The sequence below is a fragment of the Mesorhizobium sp. C264A genome (assembly GCF_040324515.1).
Classification (GTDB): Bacteria; Pseudomonadota; Alphaproteobacteria; order Rhizobiales; family Rhizobiaceae; genus Mesorhizobium.
In genome coordinates, this window is sequence record NZ_JAMYVY010000001.1 from 452,999 (window position 1) to 469,838 (window position 16,840).

Below are 16,840 nucleotides of genomic sequence, written 5' to 3' on the forward strand. Positions count from 1 at the left end.
AGTGCCTTCTCGCGGGCTGGAGGTGATCATGTCTCTGACCAAAGCAGCCCTTCGGGAGAAAGAGGGAGCCACTTTTCGCATGTGGCTCTCCGTGCTCACTGTATCGCTGGGTATTTTTTCGATGATCACTGCGGAGCAACTCCCTGTGGGGCTGATTCCGGCAATTTCTTCCGAGTTGAATGTCTCTATTGGGAGTGGCGGTCTCACGGTGACGATACCCGGCGTAATTGCGGCGTTCGCTTCTATCGGTTTGCCGTTGGCAGTGGGGAGGCTCGACCGGCGTATTCTGATGGCGGGCCTGCTCGCGGTAATGGCTGCGGCGAGCGTGATTTCAGCGCTCGCAACGAACTTTCCCGTTCTGCTCGCGTCCAGGCTGCTCGTCGGGATCACCATCGGTGGCTTTTGGGCGATAGCCGGAAGCATCGCAGTACGCCTTGTTCCTGGACCGTCCGTGCCGCGCGCCATGACTACTGTCTTCGGCGGTGTAAGTGCCGCTGCGGTGCTGGGCGTGCCGGCCGGCACGATCATCGGTGATCTAGTCGGCTGGCGCGGCGCGTTCTGGTCTCTCGTCGGCCTGAGCTTTGCCATACTGCTCGCCGCCCTGCTTGTGCTTCCGAAGCTGGAGGCGGCGCAGCCTGTGGAGGTGAAAGCCCTGCGTGCGCAATTGCGCAATCCCGCCCTCCTGTCGGGCGTGGTTGCGACCGCACTGCTGGTGGCTGCCCACTACGGTGCCTACACTTTCGTGAGCCCGGTGTTGCTGGAGGTCTCGGGCGTCACTGCAGGGAGCATAGGTTGGTTACTGTTGGGGTATGGCATTCTCGGAATGATTGGCAACGCCGTCGCAGGCGTCTGGGCCGCCAAATCCGTCGGTCGCACATTGGCCTGCATCGTCATTGGGCTCGGCGCCACGCTGGCTCTCTTCCCGTTGCTCGGGGTCACGCCGCTCACAGGAACCATCCTGCTGCTGGTGTGGGGCTTCGCGTATGGCGCGGCGCCCATCACGCTGCAGACGTGGGTGCTGAGTGCAGCACCAGAAAGCGCGGAGACCGCGACGGCCATCTACTGCTTCACTTTCAATCTTGCCATCTCCGTGGGTACCCTAGCGACCAGTCAGATCGTCGACACGATGGGCGTGAACAGGGTCCTCTGGGTCGACTCCGCCATCATCCTGCTGGTGCTGCTGCCGGTGTGCCGCGCACCCATGCTTAACCGGAACATCGGAAACTCGTAGACAGCAAGCCATCCTGTGCCGCCCATCTGGCAATGATGTGATAGGTTGAAGTAGATCTTCGTTTCCTCTGTCTTGAAAGTCACGCGCATCACATCAAACGCGGGTTCCGCCGCACCGTGCGGGTGCCGATGCTTTGCGCCCCCGGAGGACAACTGGCTACTTGAAAAAGGACTTGATCCCCTCGTCGATATGTGTGCTGATATGAGATCGATCTCATGCCGCGCTCTCAATTGCTGTTTCTCTACGGGAGCGCGCTCTGGGAAGCATATGTCTGAATGACGATGAAGAGGGAGGTTCAAGTGAGGAAATTGATCGCGTGGCTGGCCTTGGCCACTACCACGCTCGCGTTCGCGTCTGCGGCCTCGGCGGGTGAAACCATCAACCGGGTTACCTCGAAGAAGGCAATGGTGGTCGCCACAAACAGCGGTTGGCCGCCGCAGAGTTTCCTCGACGACAGCAATCAGTTGGTCGGCTTCGACATAGATGTCTCGAAAGAGATCGCAAGGCGCCTCGGTGTCGAGGTCAGTTTCGATACGCCGGACTGGGCGACGATGACGGGCGGCCATTGGCAGGGACGTTACGATCTGGGTGTCGGCTCGGTGACGCCGACCAAAGCGCGCGCCAAGGTGATCGATTTCGAAGGCATCTATTATTATAGCCCCTACGTTTACGTGGTTCACAAGGACAGCCCGGCCAAATCGGTCGCCGACCTGAACGGCAAGATCATCGGCGTCGAGACCGCCACCACGTCGGAGGATTTCATCCGTAGACAACTCGAGATCGATGCTCCCGGCCTGCCGCCCATCGAATACAAGCTGGAGCCCGGTGAGATCAGGACTTTCGCTGACTCAATGCTGCCGTTCGACGATTTGAGGCTCGGCGACGGCGTGCGCCTCAACGCGGTCATCGCACCAGAACAGACGGCTCAGAACGCGATAAAGAACGGCTACCCGTTGCGTGTCCTGGAAGGCGGCTATGCCTTCCGTGAGCCACTGGTGGTGATCGCGGAAAAAGGTGATGCCGAGTGGAATGCCAAGATCGGCGGCATTCTCGACGAGATGAAGAAGGACGGTACCCTCGCGAAACTGACCACCAAGTGGTACGGCAAGGATTACAGCTCTGACTGAGAGGCATCGTGGATAAAGCTTGAGCGGGGTGCATTCAATTGAACATCCCGCTCCATCTGTTTTGTTTCAGCCGCATTTCCACGACACCGGGCGGCTCCGCCTGCCTGCAAAATGCTCTAGTGCCGCCACCTCATCATATTGATCATGACATGTCCTGACACATATTACCGACGCACGCTTGCCGACAACACCATCAGACCGCCGCTGAGCGGCGTTTCCGAGTGCGAGACAGTCGTTGTCGGCGGCGGACTGGCCGGCCTGACGACGGCGTTGCAGCTGGCTCGCGCCGGCCAGCAGGTCGTCGTGCTTGAGGCGCAGCGGATAGGATTCGGCGCTTCCGGTCGCAATGGCGGCTTCGTTAATCCCGGTTTCGCCACCGGCACCGACAACATCGCCGCGATGGCCGGCGTCGACGCGGCACAAAAACTGCACCGCCTGTCCATCGAAGGCGTCGACTTCGTGCGGCAGACGATCCGCGATCTCGACGTCAAGGCGGCAGAGCCGCGCTCCGGTATATTGAGCGTGCTTCGCCACGATGGCGGCGCCGTGCTCAAGGCATATGCCGAGCAACTGGCGCGGGATTTCGACTACCGGCTCGACTATCTCGATCGCGACCAGGTGCGAGCGGTGCTGCATTCGGATCGCTACCACCAAGGCCTGCGCGATCCCAGCGCCTTCCACATGCATCCGCTTAACTATCTGCGCGCCGTTGCTGGCGAGATCGAGCGGCTGGGCGGCAGGATATACGAGAGAACGGCTGCCGTTGAAGCCAACCTTGACGGCGCCGAAAAGATCTTGCGTACCGACAGCGGCGAAGTGCGCGCCCGCCAGGCCGTAGTTGCCACCGGCGGATATACGGGCCCACTGGTCGGCCGGCTGCAGCGGGCATTCCTGCCTATCGCCACTTACGTTATGGTGAGCGAGGAGGCGCCTGACCTCATCGCCAAGGCGATTACGACGACCGACGCCGTCGGCGATAACCGTCGCGCAGGCGATTATTACCGTGTTGTCGAAGGCGGCAGGCGGCTGCTCTGGGGAGGGCGCATCACCACCCGGGCAGCCTCATCGGGCGTGTTGGCGAGGCAATTGCGCCGTGAGATGGTCACCACTTATCCGCAGCTCGAACACCTCAAGACCGAACTCGCCTGGTCCGGGCTCATGTCTTATGCCCGGCACATGATGCCCCAGATAGGCCCGTTGCAGCCGGGCGTCTGGTACCTCACGGCTTTTGGTGGCCATGGCATCAACACCACGGCGATCGCCGGCAAGTTGATCGCCGAAGCCATACTGGGACAATCGGACCGTTACCGGCTGTTTGCACCATTCGGCCTTGCCTGGGCGGGCGGCCCGGCTGGACTTGCGGTTGCGCAACTCACCTACTGGAAGCTGCAGGCGCAGGATTGGTGGCGCGAGCGGGCCCGCTGACCGCAGGGAGATCGAAGACGTGATCGGCCGACTATTGCTCAACCACCCGGACGCGGCGCGCCGCGTTGGCGTGTTCTTCGTGCTCGCCGCCATCGCCGCCGGCCTGTATGGGCTCGGCATCAAAGCCAGTTGGCTCGGCAAGCTCGTTCCGGGGTCGGTCGAGTGGCTCGCCGCCAACCCGGACGTCGGGCGGGCGGTCTCGGCGGTGCTGATCGCATTGATCTTGGTGGCGAACTGGAACGCGCTGCGGTATCTCAGCCGCAAACAGCAGATTGTGGCAGTTTGGATAGAGCTGTTCGTGTTGCTAATGTTGTTTTTCTATTCCTTCGACCTGTCCTTCGCGTTCATCGCCAAGAAGATCGGCTTCCTCGTCTCGAAGGGTGTGGTGACGACCCTCTACATTTCGGCCATTTCGATCGCCATCGCCACCCTCATCGCCTTCGTTGGCGCCATCGCCAAACTTTCCCGCAACGGCGTGGTCTATGGCTTGGCGACCTTCTATACCTCTCTGTTTCGTGGCTTGCCGTTGCTGATGCAGATCTACATCATCTATCTCGGCCTGCCGCAGATTGGCTACGTGATCGGCGCCGTGCCGGCTGGCATCATGGCGCTGTCGCTCTGCTACGGCGCGTACATGACCGAGATCTTCCGGGCCGGCATCGAAAGCATCTCGCGCGGCCAGACCGAGGGTGCTACGGCACTCGGCCTTAGCGCTAACCAGACGATGTTCCTGGTCATCCTGCCGCAGGCGATGCGCGTCATCGTGCCGCCGACCGGCAACCAGTTCATTGCGATGCTGAAGGATTCTTCGCTGGTCTCGGTGGTCGGGGTCTGGGAGATCATGTATCTCGCACGCACGCAGGGCCAGACCGAGTTCCGCCACATCGAGATGCTCATCACCGCCTCGATGATCTATTGGCTGCTCTCGATGGGGCTCGAGTTCCTTCAGTCGCGGATCGAGGACCGGTTCGGGCGCTCACTCAAGCGCTGATCGTCATCCGTGATCTTCGCCAAAGCGAGTTGCACAGCACCGCAACAGCCAGCTTCGGAGAGCAGCTGCAGATTGTACGCGACAGCATGCCGTTCGGCGACGTCGTGAGGGGTGAATCAACCCGGTATTTCATCGGCTTAGCCCGATCGGAGGGCAGAATAGAGCAAGTGCTGGACGAGCATGTTCGTTGGCCGACCGCCCGGCAACTACGACCGATTGCTGGATTTCACCCGCGCCAATAAGTTAACAAAATTAATGACTCTAACATGTCTCCGGCCAACCATTATCGCTATGTATCGATGGTAGCCGAGTTCGCCACGTGGTTCGCCAATAGGTTTGTCAGCAGTGGTTTGCGCGTTACCAGCCGCACGACTCGGTCCATGCCCTGCACAGCCAAACGCACCGGCGAGACTTCCCGGGAATGAAGCTCGGCATGGTGTTTCGTTCCTTTGAAGTGGGCGTGGTTGGGGGAAGACCGTAGTCGGCGTGTTCGCGCCCGGTGGAATTTTCGAAGAGTTGTTTCCAACGGCGGGAACGAACCAAACTTCCATGCATTTAGCTCTGGCTTCGTTCATTCACTCTTTCTTCTGGGAGCTGGACCATTGTCATCCGGAGGCTATCTCTTGGCCGACCAACAAACCAATGACGTTTCCATCGTTGATCTGATACCTGCCCTGCGGGCTTTCGCGCGCACCTTCTGCCGCGTTCCAGACGATGCCGACGATCTGGTGCAGGAAACGTTGACCAAAGGGCTCGCCAACATCGACAAGTTCGAACCTGGTACACGCATGAAGTCGTGGCTCTTCACCATCATGCGCAACACCTACTACACCCGGATCAAGATCGCTGCACGGGAAGCGCCAGGCCTTCTCGACTGCGCGTCTTCGAGACCGATTTCGGAAGCTACCCAGGAATGGACCGTTCAGAGCAAGGAAGTTCACGGCGCCATCCAAAAGCTGCCCGAACATCAGCGCGAGGTGCTGATGCTGATCGGCGTTTTAGGAGTGGGCTACGAGGAAACCGCCGAAATCTGCGGCTGCGCGGTAGGGACGGTCAAGAGCCGGCTGAACCGTGCCCGCGCCAACATCCTTGAGCTACTCGGGGAGAGCTCGTTGCAGACATTGATAGAAAGGCGAAATCAGCTGTCGGATGGTCAGCTCGATATAGAGGTCGACAGCCGCAGATAATCAGCTCTTCACGTCTCGCCGACGCTTCTCGACGAGAGCATTTTGCAATTGGATCGCCAGCTTGGATAGGCGGTCTGGTATCTTTTCCTGCTCTATGGCGGCCAGCAGGGAAGCAATCTCCTGATCCACTGCCATCTCGACAAGCAGATCCGTGGTATCGTCGCTCGAATGAGACATCACGTTCTCTTGATAGCATCCCTAGATCCAAGTCTGATGATGAGCGCTCGGCACTACAAGGCGCTGTCGACCGCCGAGAGGCTCACCGGCGGCCCTTGCACAGTTTTCCTCCATGCCGCGGCAAGACGCGGCGCGGTGGCGTCAGTCCTTCAGCAACCGGTTTGCGGCGTGATCCTGAAATTGATCGGACTTGATTCGATTGCCGTCCAGCCCGCGCTCTCGGCTATGTTGCTTCCTGTCGCGGTTGGACAAAACCGCGTTTTCTTCGATCTTGTCCTTGTCCAAGGTGGTCATTGCGCCGGCGCCGGCACCTTTGCCTTGGCTGCCTTGGCCGAAATGCTTTTTGCCGCCGGATGCCATGATCTCCTCCTTCGAATCCAGGACACCGATCGGTGCCGACGCCCGAACCGGCATCGCGCTGTAATGTTCCGTCTCACCCAGCAAGCAGGAAGGCGTCGCCATCCCATGACCCAAACGGCTTCTCGCCGTCGATGACGACCCGCAATTGGTGAGCTTGCGCAAGACGGCCGATGTCGGCCCGGTCCAAAGAAAGCGATCCGCGATAAGAATAGTTGAGCAATGCGAGCCGGCCCGGCCGTTTGAGAACGCGCGCAATTTCATCGAAAAGCCGCTCAGCCATGCCGGCCAGGACCAGGTAGGGAAAGCTGTCGACCGCCAACACGCAATCGAAACTGTCGTCGTCGAAGTCGGCCAGATCGAGACCGGAGGTTTGGCGCAGTTCGACATTGCCGAGCGCTGCGCATTGCTCGGAGGCGATAGAGATCATCCGCGATGATATGTCGATGCCGACCATCCGCTTGAAGGAATTGGACAGCGCGCGCTCGAAACGTCCGATGCCGCAACCGATGTCGAGAATGTCTCGTTCAATTCCGGTGAATTCTCGCGCCTCGAGCCATTCAACGATTTCGTCGGTCATGGCTGTCAGCCGCTCGTCATCGCCAAGGGATCCTAACTGGACACTTGCGGCTGTCGAAATTGCTGCCGCGGCATCAAAACTCGAGGCCAGCCGCGTGACGACGGCAATATCCGTCTCGCCGTTACCGCGTTCATGCCGAACGGCGCCGCCTGTCGCTCGCAAAGTGGCAAGGACGCCCGGTCTGTGGCGCAGCAGTCCAGCGACCTTTCGCAGTCTTTCAGCATCGCCGGTATCCGCCGGACGGACTTTCAGCACGAACTCCGCCAATTCCGCCGCTTCAATTGTGGGCGGCAGGTGAAGCGCCAGCCTGACGAGAACAGCTTCGGCGCAGGCACCATCGGCCATGCAATCTTCGACCGCCCGTCTGACCGATGTCCGGCGCTGCGCGTGCACACTCATGACATCAACTCCGCGTCCAGATCCTCCGCATCGTCCACCTGTCGACGGCGCCCCAGCCATATTTGTAGGCCTCCTGGCCGCGCAGGAAGTCGAACTCGCGCGCATCCTCGCGGATCGACTCCGCGATCGCGTGGCCGATCAGGATCGCCCCTGGGCTCTCCTCGGCATATGCAGGATCTAGGCCGCCGAGATAGGCATAGGCGCGGCCGCGGTGGTGAAATCCGTAATAGGCGGCGACAGTCGTGCCATCGATCGCGAGCAACCAGCATCGGACCAGGCCGTGAGCATCGAGCAAGGGAAGTGAAAGCCCATGGAAGTGCTGCACGGCGGGGTCGGCCAATACACCACCTCCATGTCCAACCCAGCGTGCCTGGTGCAGGCGGATCAATTGGTTCAGGAAGTTCTGATCGCCCCGCGCTGACGCCAACGCGAGCCGGCCGCGTCTGGACGCCGCTTGGCGCGCCCGGCGCAACTGGCGCCTGCGCCGAGCGGGAACGCAGCCGGCCAACGTGTCGTCGCCGGCAACAGCAAGCACGGGACAGGCTGCATGAATTACCGGCCTCTCGACCGTTAAACCGGGATGCGCGATCGTAAGACCGGCACTGTTTTGCGGCAGATCAGACAAGATCCATTGTGACCACCCGACCGAGCAGATCGTTTCGGCAATGGTGGCGACAACCGCCGCCTCGATATCCCGGACAGCCAGGATGTCCAGATAATCACTGAGCGAAATACCGACCGGAAGCAGCTTCGAACCGGCCGTTCCATGCTCGAGATAGAGTGGCGCCAGCCCGACCAGATCGCCGCCACGCCAGACCGCAACTGTCGCCAGTTCACCGGGTGCGAATGCGCGCCACCATGGCACCAGCCAGGCGGGGGATTGGAACGGCGTCGCAGAGGAACTCTGCTCCCACAGTTTCCACCAGTGCGGCGTCAAGGCATCGAATTTTACGGGGTCATCGATGATTTCGCTGCGCAACACTGCTTTTCTCACGGTGCCGCAGCGAAGCGCCGGCAATCTGTGCCAAGTTGTGCCAGCGCCTGATAGGCAGCCATATACGACGAGATCATCCGTTCCAGCGAAAACCGCCGTCGCGCCTCCACCCGGCACGCCTCGGCGTCCAGGCTGGGCGCCGCAAGAATGGCTTGGGCCATCTCGTCGACTGTGTTGACGAGAAAGCCCGTCCTGCCGTGCTCGATGACATCCGCAAGCGCACCATTCGGGAATGCGACCACCGGGGTACCGCAGGCGAGGGCCTCCATGGCGACAAGCGAGCTTGTCTCGGCGGCGAGGCTTGGAATGACCAGACAGCGGGCTGCGTTGAGAAAGCGCCTCTTGGCGTTAAAACCGAGCGGGCCCAGGAAGCGGCGGCGAGCATCAAGACGGGATTGGACCTCGTCGCGAAAGTAGCGCGTATGTGTTTCGTAGGGATAGACCTTGCCGCCGATGACCAGGGGCACGCGCGCCTGTTTGGCCGCGTCCAGGGCCAGGTGAATGCCCTTTTCCGGGCAGACCCGGCTGAGAACCAGGGCAAAGTCTCGCTTCGGCTGCACCAGGCTCAGTGCTTCGATGTCAACGCCGTTGGGAATCGGCGCCACCAGTCTGGCCCCTGGTGGCGCCGTTTGCTGCTGGGTGGGCGAGACCGCATGGAGCCACAGGTCGTCGCGCGTCGGTCGCAGAGCCTCGGCCGGATACCAGTCCAAGGGCAGGTGGAGGCTCACCAGGGTCGGACCATCGTCGGGCAGATAGGCATGAAAATCGATGCCGTGCAGATGAACCACATCGATCGGCCATCGGGCGCGGGCAGCGGCGATCGCTTTGCGATGAGCCTGCTGCGCGCGGCTCTTCGCCGCCTCGTCGAGCACGCCGTTTTCAGCCGGTATTTCCACAAGGGTACCGCTCGCGCTGGAGCCGCGGCAGCCAATGACGATAGAGCGGTGGCCGGCGCGAACCAGCTCCCGATCGAGCATCGACAGAACCTGTTCGGCACCGCCGACAGCATCGGGTCCGACGGGTGCGAGAGGGTAGGCGACATTGAGGACAGTGAGCGCCGCGGCTGGTTGCGCCTCGGTCCCGTATGCCGCACCACCTGCCGATGATGCCGCTAATTCGTCCAATGTGTCAGGCGTCTGATGCATTGGCAGCATGACACTTTCACGCTGCCGAGGCCCGCCGCGTCGGGAGCGAAGCGGACGTCATGCCGGGCGCATAGCGGCGGATCATGGTTGCGCAGAATTCCGCGAACTCCTCCGGCGCCAGTGGCGGGCTGGTGTGGTGGGGCATCATTCCGCGATGCTGCGGTGTAAAGCAAAAGGTGACCGTCACGTCGAAATCGGCGAGTGCCTCCATCTGCCGGTCGAACCAGTCCAGCGCGTTCGGCCGGAAGCTGTCTGCCCAGGAAAGCCCCGTGCGCATATTGGTGACGCCCAGCCGCTTCATCCAGGCGACGGCATCGTCCAGCCGGGGGTCCTCGAAATGAAACCACTGCACCAGCCCCATTGCGGGCGTGTAGCGCAGGAACTCCTCCAGCGCAGGTTTTGGCGTACCGTCCTGGCGCAGCAGCCCCATGTGGAAATGTCGATAGTAAGAAGAGCCCTCCGCCTCGCGATGCCGCGTCGTTGCTTCCCATTCGCGCGGAAGATCGTAGAGGCTGTACCACTGGATGCGTGGTGCGTTGCCAATCAGCAACTCGGCGGTGCGCTTGAGCCCCCAAACCTGGATTTCTTCCGCGCCGAAGGTCGATACGCCGACTTCGCTGACCCAGATGGGAAGGTTGGTGACGGTCGCGATCTCGCCGATCTTCTGTGGCCATTCGTGGATCTGCCACAGGTTCCAGTCGAGCGGAAAGCCGTGCACGGCGACGGCATCGACATGGTCCAGCACGCCGAATTCCTTCATGCGGGTGATAAAGCCCGGATCTATCGGCGAGATGCCACCGAGTACTTTCGTCAAAGACGGGTTCTCCGACGCGATTGCGTCAGCCGACAAGATCGCCATCCTGGCAAAGCGGCTCCAATCGGGATCGAGCTCTGGGTCCCAATGCGATTTGTTGTTGGGCTCGTTCCAGATCATGGCGGCTTCAATCATGGAGCTGTCCTTTCGAGGGGTAGATGGCGCCGCCGCCGGCCGGGTCCCCGGCTGCGCGGCAGAAATAGACCTCCTGCTCGGGGTGCAGAACGATCTCGAAACCGGCGCTGCGCAGCATCGCTTCGGTGCAGGCGCGGTTTGGAATCCACCAGTTGGTGGGATCGTCGGCATAGCGGTGCTCGATGAAATGCAGCTTGGGAAACTGCGGCTGGTCGAACAGGTCATGCGTCCAGAAATGATAGTTTTCCTCCAACTCGGGCAGATCCGCGCTGCCGCGCTGCATGGACTGGAAGATCATCAGGTCACGGGCGACATGTTCGCGGATCAGGTCGAGCGCGAGCAAGGGGTGGCGCAAATGGTAAAGCACCCCCATGAACAGCACGACATCGAACGTCTCGCGCAGCGACCCGACATCGTAGACCGAAAGCTTCTGGAATTCGATCTCGCAATCGGCAACCTCGGCGGCAAAGCGAGCTTGGGCCAGATAGGCGTCATCGAAATCGATGCCGAGGACACGGTCAGCACCTCGCCGCTTCATCTCGATGGAGTAAAATCCTGCATTGCAGCCGATATCGAGTACCGCCTTGCCCGTCAGATCAGCAGGAATGGCATTGGCAAATTTGCGCCATTTGATCAGCGGGTAGTTGCCCAGAAAATGGTTGGGAGCGGTTTCGACGCCGGCAAGTTCCATGTTGTGGAACCACGGGCCGAGCGCATCGATGCGGCGGCGGATTTCGGCATGGGAATGCAGCATGGCTCAGGCTCCTTCGCCAGGAACGACGGGTACATGCGACTGCGCGCCGGGCATGATCATGGTGGGCCGGCGCTGCGCGGATGAGGCGTCGTTTTCAAGCAACCGCAGAGCTGTTCGATAGCCGTTGAAAGTGCCGACATCGACATAGTCCGACCCAGCCCTGACACCAAAAGCTGTACCGCCGGCCGCAATATAGGCGTTGACCAAAGTGCCGATATATTCGTCACTGCGCTCGCGCTCACGCCAGAGTGCCGCAAGCTGATGCAGGATATGGCCCGGCATCTTGAACGCACCCCAAACCCAGTTCGTGGCGGCATCCTGTCGTTTGACCTGGATTTCGATCACGCGCTCGTGGACGTCGGTGACGACGGCGTCGAAGAATTCCGGCTGATCCACCGGGAAAAGCAGAAATGAGAGCTGATCGTCGGGCAAATGGCGGAAACCGTCCTCGGGAAACCAGATCGTATCGGGAAGGCCGACCAGGACGACCTCGTCGGGCGCGACGAGGGGCGCCGCCCGGAAGATCGCATCGCACAGACCGACGGGGTTCGGCTGCACCACGAAGAGAGCCGCCGCGTCACCGTAGCCGGCGGCGTAGTATTCAAGGATGTCGGATTTGCCCGATCCGATGATGAAGCAAATCTTGTCGACGCCGGCCTGCACCATGCGCCGTACCAGATACTCGCTCACGGCGCATGGACGCTCGGTCTGTCCATCGATCCGGCTACCGACCGGCAGCAGCTCTTTCGAGAAGCCGAGCGGCTGAATGCGGCTGCCGCGCCCGGCAGCGGGTACGATGCCCAACATTAGACCGCTTCCCTCATCGGTTCGCCGGGAGATCTTTGAAAGGCCTCGTTCAGGATGCGATCCAGTTCCGCCGCGCGCCGTGCGGAAGTGTGTTCGCCCAAGACCCGGTCGCGGGCACGCCTTCGAATGCCGTCGAGCTCGCGCTCCGGCAATCGCAATGCGGCGACCACATCATCGGTGTCATGCGCCAACAAGATTTCGCGGCCGGGTTCGAAAAATTCGGCCAGGCCCGGCCATGCATCGGTGACGATGGCAGCCCCACACGCGGCCGCTTCGAAGAGCCGTCCCGACGGGCACCAGCCCTTTTGCGCCATCGCCTCCCGGGTGACGTTCAGTGTCAGGCGAGATGATGAGAAGAAAGCCGGATGGTCGGCTGGCGGAAGATGCCTGACAAAGAAGATGTTGTCGCTCCATGGGAATTCCTGCGGATATTGCGCGCCGCCAATGATGAAACGGTGGTCGGGCAGGCGCGCGGCCGGGCGGACCAGCAGCTTTTCGACGCCGGCCTGGCGATCCGCCGCGTAAGTTCCGAGATAGGACAGATCACCGGCGAATTCGGCCCGCTTCTCTGCCGGCCGGTGTTGGTCGGGATCGACATGCCCATAGAGAGGCACCACGTGACGCGCGCCTAAAACCGACTTAAGCGCCTCGATCGCAGAGCCGCCGGTGTAACTCAAAACGAGGTCGAAATCGGCAAGACCCTCAGGTCCGAAATAGGGCGGACGCTCGCCTTGCTCGATGCGGGCAAGCGTGACCGGAGTGTCGAGATCGTAGAAGACACGCAATCCGCGACCTGTCTGCTGCGCCAGCCGCGAGGCCTCCACGGCGTCGGCACAGTAGGAGGTAACGACGACGACATCCGCTTGCTTCATTGCCCGCTCCGCAACGCGACGGATGTCCTCCCAGTCCGGATAAATGACGACGTTGCCGCCATCGAGCCGATCGAGATCACGCGTCCCGGCATAGTAGGGGGTATCGCGTTCGAAGAAGGTGATGGACCATCCCAGCCGACCCAGGGCGCGGATCAGACCGCGCCAGAGCGTGGCATGGCCGTTGCCCCATGATGATGTAACGGTGAGACCGAAAATGACCATCTGCATCCGGAAAGTCCTCGTCAGGCAGCTTCGTTCATTCGCAGGAGCTTGGAGCCCCAGTCACCCGACACGATCGTCGTGATCGAGGCTGGATCGATGTCGAAGCGGAAGCAGTCGCCGACCGGCAAGCCAAGCACCTTGCAGACGGCGGCCTTGATGACGTCGGCGTGGCTGACCAGGGCGACACACTGGTTCGGATGTCGCTCGCGCACTGCGTTCATCAGTGCGACGATCCGCTCCTGCACATCCAGCATGGTCTCGCCGCTCGGTGTCCTGGCCTCCTGCCGCTGGTCGTTCCACGCCCGCCAACCGGCATCGCCATTCAACTCGTCGAAGGTCTTTCCCGACCAATCGCCGAAATCGATCTCGTCGAGTTCGGCGCAGATCGCGATTTCACCGACGCCGCAGGCAAGCGCGATCGGCACGGCCGTCTCTTGCGTACGCTCACGCGGGCTGCACAAGATGGCTTCAATCGGCTCCCGGGCCATGCGGCCACCAAGATGCGCGGCCTGCGCCTTCCCAGCCTCGCCAAGGCAAACGCCATCCATCCGTCCTGCAAGATAGGAGCCGACATTGTCGTGCGCTGCATGACGGATCAAAAAGAACGTTGTCGTCATTCCGCGGCATCCAGCAAAGGCTCGTCCTTGCCGGCGATGAAGGCGAGCGTGCGCTGCCGCGCTTCGGCGTCGGTGAACTGTTCGGGAGGCGACTTCATGAAATAGCTGCAGGGACCGGTCAGTGCTCCCGCTATGCCGCGATCGAGCGCAAGCTTGGCGCAGCGTATCGCATCGATCACCACGCCGGCTGAATTTGGAGAATCCCAGACTTCCAGCTTGAGCTCGGCGTTGAGCGGCACGCCGCCGAAGGTCGTCCCTTCCACTCGGATATAGGCCCATTTGCGATCAGTCAGCCACGGTACGTGGTCGCTGGGTCCGACATGAATATTGCCCGGCTCCAGGGGAACATCGAACTGGCTGGCCACGGACTGGGTCTTGGAAATTTTCTTTGATTCCAGCCGCTCGCGTTCCAGCATGTTGAGGAAGTCGGTGTTGCCGCCGAAATTCAGCTGATAAGTGCGATCGATGCGCACGCCGCGCTCGCGGAAGAGATTGGCCAGCAGGCGGTGAACGATGGTCGCCCCGACCTGGCTCTTGATATCATCGCCGACCAGCGGCAGCCCTCGCTGCTCGAAGCGCCGGCGCCATTCCGGACGTGAGGCGATGAAAACGGGTATGCAGTTGACGAAGGCGCAGCCGGCCTCAAGCGCGCATTCGGCGTAGAAGCGCGTCGCCTCCTCGGAGCCCACCGGCAGGTAAGAGACCAGCACGTCGGCGCCGCTGTTGCGCAGGATTTCGCTGACGTCGGCAACCGGCTCCGGCGCCTCCTCGATTTCGTCGCGCAAGTATTTTCCGATGCCGTCAAGTGTCGGTCCGCGCTCGACGCGAACGCCGTTTGCCGCCGCATCGGCAAAGCGGAACGTGTTGTTGGGGGCGGCGTAGATTGCTTCAGCGACGTCGAGGCCAACCTTGCTCCTGGCGACGTCGAACGCGCAGACAATCTCGACGTCGTCGACATGGTAGCCGCCGAGGTCGGCATGCATCAGCCCTGGGATTGGTTCGTTGCTTTTTGCGTGACGATAATAGGAGAGGCCCTGCACCAGGGAGGATGCGCAATTGCCGACCCCGACGATACCGACACGAACCTTTTTCGATCCCACGAAACTGCCGCCCTATGCTGTTCAAAGGTAAGTTCCTGCCGCCGAACCACCAGCGTGCCGGAATGTTCCTTGGCCTGCCGAAAAATTGCGCAAGACAGCATGGATCGAAGCAGCGCTCGCTGCGTTGCCGCAAGGCAAAGCATTGGAAAACCGATCGATGATCGTTTACGGCGACCAGAAGCGGAGGCAGAGCGCAGAACGGCTTCGCGATGCTGCGAGCGAAATTGCTCAAAGTCTGGACCGCATGGCTCATGGCGTCCGACGCCATGCCGCGTTGGTCGGCCTATTCATCAGCGTATCGGAACTGGTTCGCGCGCTTGCCGATGTCGATTTCGAGAACAGGGGCATCGACATCTTTTCGCCGCGGCAACAGCAAGGCGCCAGATTGCTGGTTGGTCTTGCGGCAGAGGTGGCGAAGTCGTGGCGAAGCGGTTTCGCCGTGGGCGGTGGCATCGAGCCGGGACTTCTCCAACTGCTGGACGGGTTGGATTGCGAGGCTGAGGTTCTGACCGGTTCTGCCGAGGGTTACGCGCATTACGCGCTTTATCCCGAAAGCTATTTGGGAGCGGCGCAGGAGTCAGGTCTCGATGCGAACACATGCGTGATCGGCATCCGCAGCATCGGCCTGGGGCTTGCCGCCATAGTGGCTGCCGCGATTGGCGCGCCGGCGCCGTTCAGCGTTCGTCCGGTCGGCCATCCTTTCCGCAGGCACATCAATGCCGATCCGCGCTCGATCGCTTCCTGGAAGAACAATCCATCGGCACGCTTCGCCGTTGTAGACGAAGGTCCCGGTCTGTCCGGCAGTTCGATGCACGCCGTCGTCGCGTGGCTGCGGGAACTGGGTATTGGTATGGACCGCATTCACCTGTTTCCCAGCCATCCTGGCGACCCGGGCATCGAAGCGTCACGGGAGGCCAGGGAGACATGGTCGCGCTGTCCGAAACATGTGGCGACGGCGCTCGAATGCACCTTCCCCGAAAGCTCGAACATTCCCACGCTTAGCGAATGGGTGGCCGAGGCGGTCGGCAGCCCCGAATTACGCCTGACCGAACTGTCTGGTGGCGAATGGAGGAGCGTCCACTACGTCGACGAAAAGCATTGGCCGCCGAGCCCGCGCGGCATCGAGCGGCGTAAATTCCTGGCGTCCGCGGGGTGTGGTCGCTGGCTCGTCAAATTCGCCGGCCTCGGCGAAACCGGACGGCGTAAGAGACGAGCCGCGGAAATGTTGGGGAAAGCCGGGTTCGGATCGCAAGTGGTCGGGCTTTGCCACGGCTTTCTGGTCGAACGGTGGATTGACGGCACCACGATGGACCAGGCGCCGCTGCCAAGAGGAAGGCTGGTCGCGGAGTTGGCGCGCTATCTCACCTGGCGGGCGCTCAATCTCCGAACCTGCGAACCGGGTGCATCATTGCTCGCACTCGCGGAAATGGCTGTTTCCAATACATCTGAAGCCCTGGGCGAGAACCGAGCGGCGACGTTGCGCCGTTGGCTCTCGAAAAAAACCCCTACGCATGTTCTGCAGCCGGTGGAAATCGACGGAAAGCTTCACGCGTGGGAGTTTCTCGTTTGTGCCGATGGCACGGTGGTCAAGACAGATGCGGTCGAGCATTGCCGGGCACACGATTTGATTGGCTGCCAGCCGATAGAGTGGGACATTGCCGGCGCCCGTGTTGAATATGGACTGTCCGACAGCGATGTGACGACATTGGTCGAGGGGATGGGGCTCGACATTGACAATGGGCACATCGATTTTTTCGAACCCTGCTATTTGGCGTTCCAAATCGGGCTCTGGAGCACGGCTGCGCAATCCGAAAATGGCCAGGAAAAAGCGAGGCTGGCCGCGACGGCAGACCGATACAGGGCGGGGCTGATACGGTTCCTGGACGAATCTCAGGTGTAACGTTTC

Annotated in this window: 17 protein-coding genes; 6 read left to right on the forward strand and 11 right to left on the reverse strand. The window is 61.3% G+C overall.

Annotated elements, in window-relative coordinates; all coding sequences use genetic code 11:
• The first annotated feature begins 28 nt into the window (after positions 1-28).
• From NKL04_RS02220 to NKL04_RS02240, 5 genes are all read left to right on the forward strand, one after another.
• On the forward strand, positions 29-1,231 hold the full coding sequence (locus NKL04_RS02220; RefSeq protein ID WP_031209088.1) for an MFS transporter: 1,203 nt from the start codon (positions 29-31) through the stop codon (positions 1,229-1,231).
• Between the two features lie 299 nt (positions 1,232-1,530).
• Positions 1,531-2,358, forward strand: a complete 828-nt coding sequence (locus NKL04_RS02225; RefSeq protein WP_023691453.1) for a transporter substrate-binding domain-containing protein — start codon at positions 1,531-1,533, stop codon at positions 2,356-2,358.
• A 144-nt stretch (positions 2,359-2,502) separates the two neighbouring features.
• Complete coding sequence (locus tag NKL04_RS02230; RefSeq protein WP_023687784.1) at positions 2,503-3,783, forward strand: NAD(P)/FAD-dependent oxidoreductase; 1,281 nt, start codon at positions 2,503-2,505, stop codon at positions 3,781-3,783.
• A gap of 19 nt (positions 3,784-3,802) precedes the next feature.
• A complete protein-coding gene (locus NKL04_RS02235) occupies positions 3,803-4,774 on the forward strand; it encodes an amino acid ABC transporter permease (protein ID WP_023687785.1) in 972 nt (323 codons plus the stop codon).
• A gap of 623 nt (positions 4,775-5,397) precedes the next feature.
• Positions 5,398-5,961, forward strand: coding sequence for a sigma-70 family RNA polymerase sigma factor (locus tag NKL04_RS02240; protein WP_023667968.1), 564 nt, complete (start codon positions 5,398-5,400; stop codon positions 5,959-5,961).
• Here the strand turns inward: NKL04_RS02240 and NKL04_RS02245 are convergent, their stop codons facing one another.
• The 11 genes from NKL04_RS02245 to NKL04_RS02295 all read right to left on the reverse strand — a co-directional run bounded on the left by NKL04_RS02245 (position 5,962) and on the right by NKL04_RS02295 (position 14,934).
• Entirely contained in the window at positions 5,962-6,138 is a 177-nt protein-coding gene (locus NKL04_RS02245) for a hypothetical protein (RefSeq protein WP_023667969.1), read from the reverse strand.
• 141 nt (positions 6,139-6,279) lie between these two features.
• Positions 6,280-6,498, reverse strand: coding sequence for a hypothetical protein (locus tag NKL04_RS02250; RefSeq protein WP_023691451.1), 219 nt, complete (start codon positions 6,496-6,498; stop codon positions 6,280-6,282).
• Between the two features lie 73 nt (positions 6,499-6,571).
• Complete coding sequence (locus NKL04_RS02255) at positions 6,572-7,474, reverse strand: class I SAM-dependent methyltransferase (RefSeq protein WP_023691450.1); 903 nt, start codon at positions 7,472-7,474, stop codon at positions 6,572-6,574.
• Positions 7,475-7,478: 4 nt separating this feature from the next.
• Positions 7,479-8,456 carry a GNAT family N-acetyltransferase gene (locus NKL04_RS02260; RefSeq protein WP_023667972.1) on the reverse strand — a complete coding sequence of 326 codons (978 nt, stop codon included), beginning with the start codon at positions 8,454-8,456 and terminating at the stop codon, positions 7,479-7,481.
• A gap of 8 nt (positions 8,457-8,464) precedes the next feature.
• Complete coding sequence (locus NKL04_RS02265) at positions 8,465-9,622, reverse strand: glycosyltransferase (protein ID WP_023744465.1); 1,158 nt, start codon at positions 9,620-9,622, stop codon at positions 8,465-8,467.
• Between the two features lie 7 nt (positions 9,623-9,629).
• Positions 9,630-10,562 carry a glycoside hydrolase 5 family protein gene (locus NKL04_RS02270; RefSeq protein ID WP_023699985.1) on the reverse strand — a complete coding sequence of 311 codons (933 nt, stop codon included), beginning with the start codon at positions 10,560-10,562 and terminating at the stop codon, positions 9,630-9,632.
• Positions 10,555-11,316, reverse strand: coding sequence for a TIGR04290 family methyltransferase (locus NKL04_RS02275; RefSeq protein WP_023687791.1), 762 nt, complete (start codon positions 11,314-11,316; stop codon positions 10,555-10,557). Before NKL04_RS02275 ends, NKL04_RS02270 begins: the two co-directional genes overlap by 8 nt.
• A gap of 3 nt (positions 11,317-11,319) precedes the next feature.
• Complete coding sequence (locus tag NKL04_RS02280; RefSeq protein WP_023667976.1) at positions 11,320-12,123, reverse strand: sugar phosphate nucleotidyltransferase; 804 nt, start codon at positions 12,121-12,123, stop codon at positions 11,320-11,322.
• The gene (locus tag NKL04_RS02285; protein WP_023699986.1) at positions 12,123-13,223 is read right to left on the reverse strand and encodes a CgeB family protein; all 1,101 of its coding nucleotides are present in this window, start codon (positions 13,221-13,223) and stop codon (positions 12,123-12,125) included. The genes NKL04_RS02280 and NKL04_RS02285 overlap by 1 nt, the downstream gene beginning before the upstream one ends.
• 14 nt (positions 13,224-13,237) lie before the next feature.
• Positions 13,238-13,834 carry a histidine phosphatase family protein gene (locus tag NKL04_RS02290; RefSeq protein ID WP_023667978.1) on the reverse strand — a complete coding sequence of 199 codons (597 nt, stop codon included), beginning with the start codon at positions 13,832-13,834 and terminating at the stop codon, positions 13,238-13,240.
• Positions 13,831-14,934, reverse strand: coding sequence for an inositol-3-phosphate synthase (locus NKL04_RS02295; RefSeq protein ID WP_023736084.1), 1,104 nt, complete (start codon positions 14,932-14,934; stop codon positions 13,831-13,833). Before NKL04_RS02295 ends, NKL04_RS02290 begins: the two co-directional genes overlap by 4 nt.
• An 85-nt stretch (positions 14,935-15,019) precedes the next feature.
• On the opposite strand from NKL04_RS02295, the gene NKL04_RS02300 reads away from it, so the two are divergent.
• Positions 15,020-16,834 (forward strand): hypothetical protein, encoded by a 1,815-nt coding sequence (locus NKL04_RS02300; protein ID WP_023699987.1) that lies wholly within the window; start codon positions 15,020-15,022, stop codon positions 16,832-16,834.
• Positions 16,835-16,840: the final 6 nt, after the last annotated feature.

What these genes read in the sequence shown, in the direction of transcription:
- NKL04_RS02245 (WP_023667969.1), bottom strand. Translation starts at nt 6,138, where the DNA reads ATGTCTCATTCGAGCGACGATACCACGGATCTGCTTGTCGAGATGGCA.
- NKL04_RS02270 (WP_023699985.1), bottom strand. Translation starts at nt 10,562, where the DNA reads ATGATTGAAGCCGCCATGATCTGGAACGAGCCCAACAACAAATCGCAT.
- NKL04_RS02250 (WP_023691451.1), bottom strand. Translation starts at nt 6,498, where the DNA reads ATGGCATCCGGCGGCAAAAAGCATTTCGGCCAAGGCAGCCAAGGCAAA.
- NKL04_RS02220 (WP_031209088.1), top strand. Translation starts at nt 29, where the DNA reads ATGTCTCTGACCAAAGCAGCCCTTCGGGAGAAAGAGGGAGCCACTTTT.
- NKL04_RS02275 (WP_023687791.1), bottom strand. Translation starts at nt 11,316, where the DNA reads ATGCTGCATTCCCATGCCGAAATCCGCCGCCGCATCGATGCGCTCGGC.
- NKL04_RS02290 (WP_023667978.1), bottom strand. Translation starts at nt 13,834, where the DNA reads ATGACGACAACGTTCTTTTTGATCCGTCATGCAGCGCACGACAATGTC.
- NKL04_RS02265 (WP_023744465.1), bottom strand. Translation starts at nt 9,622, where the DNA reads ATGCTGCCAATGCATCAGACGCCTGACACATTGGACGAATTAGCGGCA.
- NKL04_RS02255 (WP_023691450.1), bottom strand. Translation starts at nt 7,474, where the DNA reads ATGAGTGTGCACGCGCAGCGCCGGACATCGGTCAGACGGGCGGTCGAA.
- NKL04_RS02230 (WP_023687784.1), top strand. Translation starts at nt 2,503, where the DNA reads ATGACATGTCCTGACACATATTACCGACGCACGCTTGCCGACAACACC.
- NKL04_RS02280 (WP_023667976.1), bottom strand. Translation starts at nt 12,123, where the DNA reads ATGTTGGGCATCGTACCCGCTGCCGGGCGCGGCAGCCGCATTCAGCCG.
- NKL04_RS02285 (WP_023699986.1), bottom strand. Translation starts at nt 13,223, where the DNA reads ATGCAGATGGTCATTTTCGGTCTCACCGTTACATCATCATGGGGCAAC.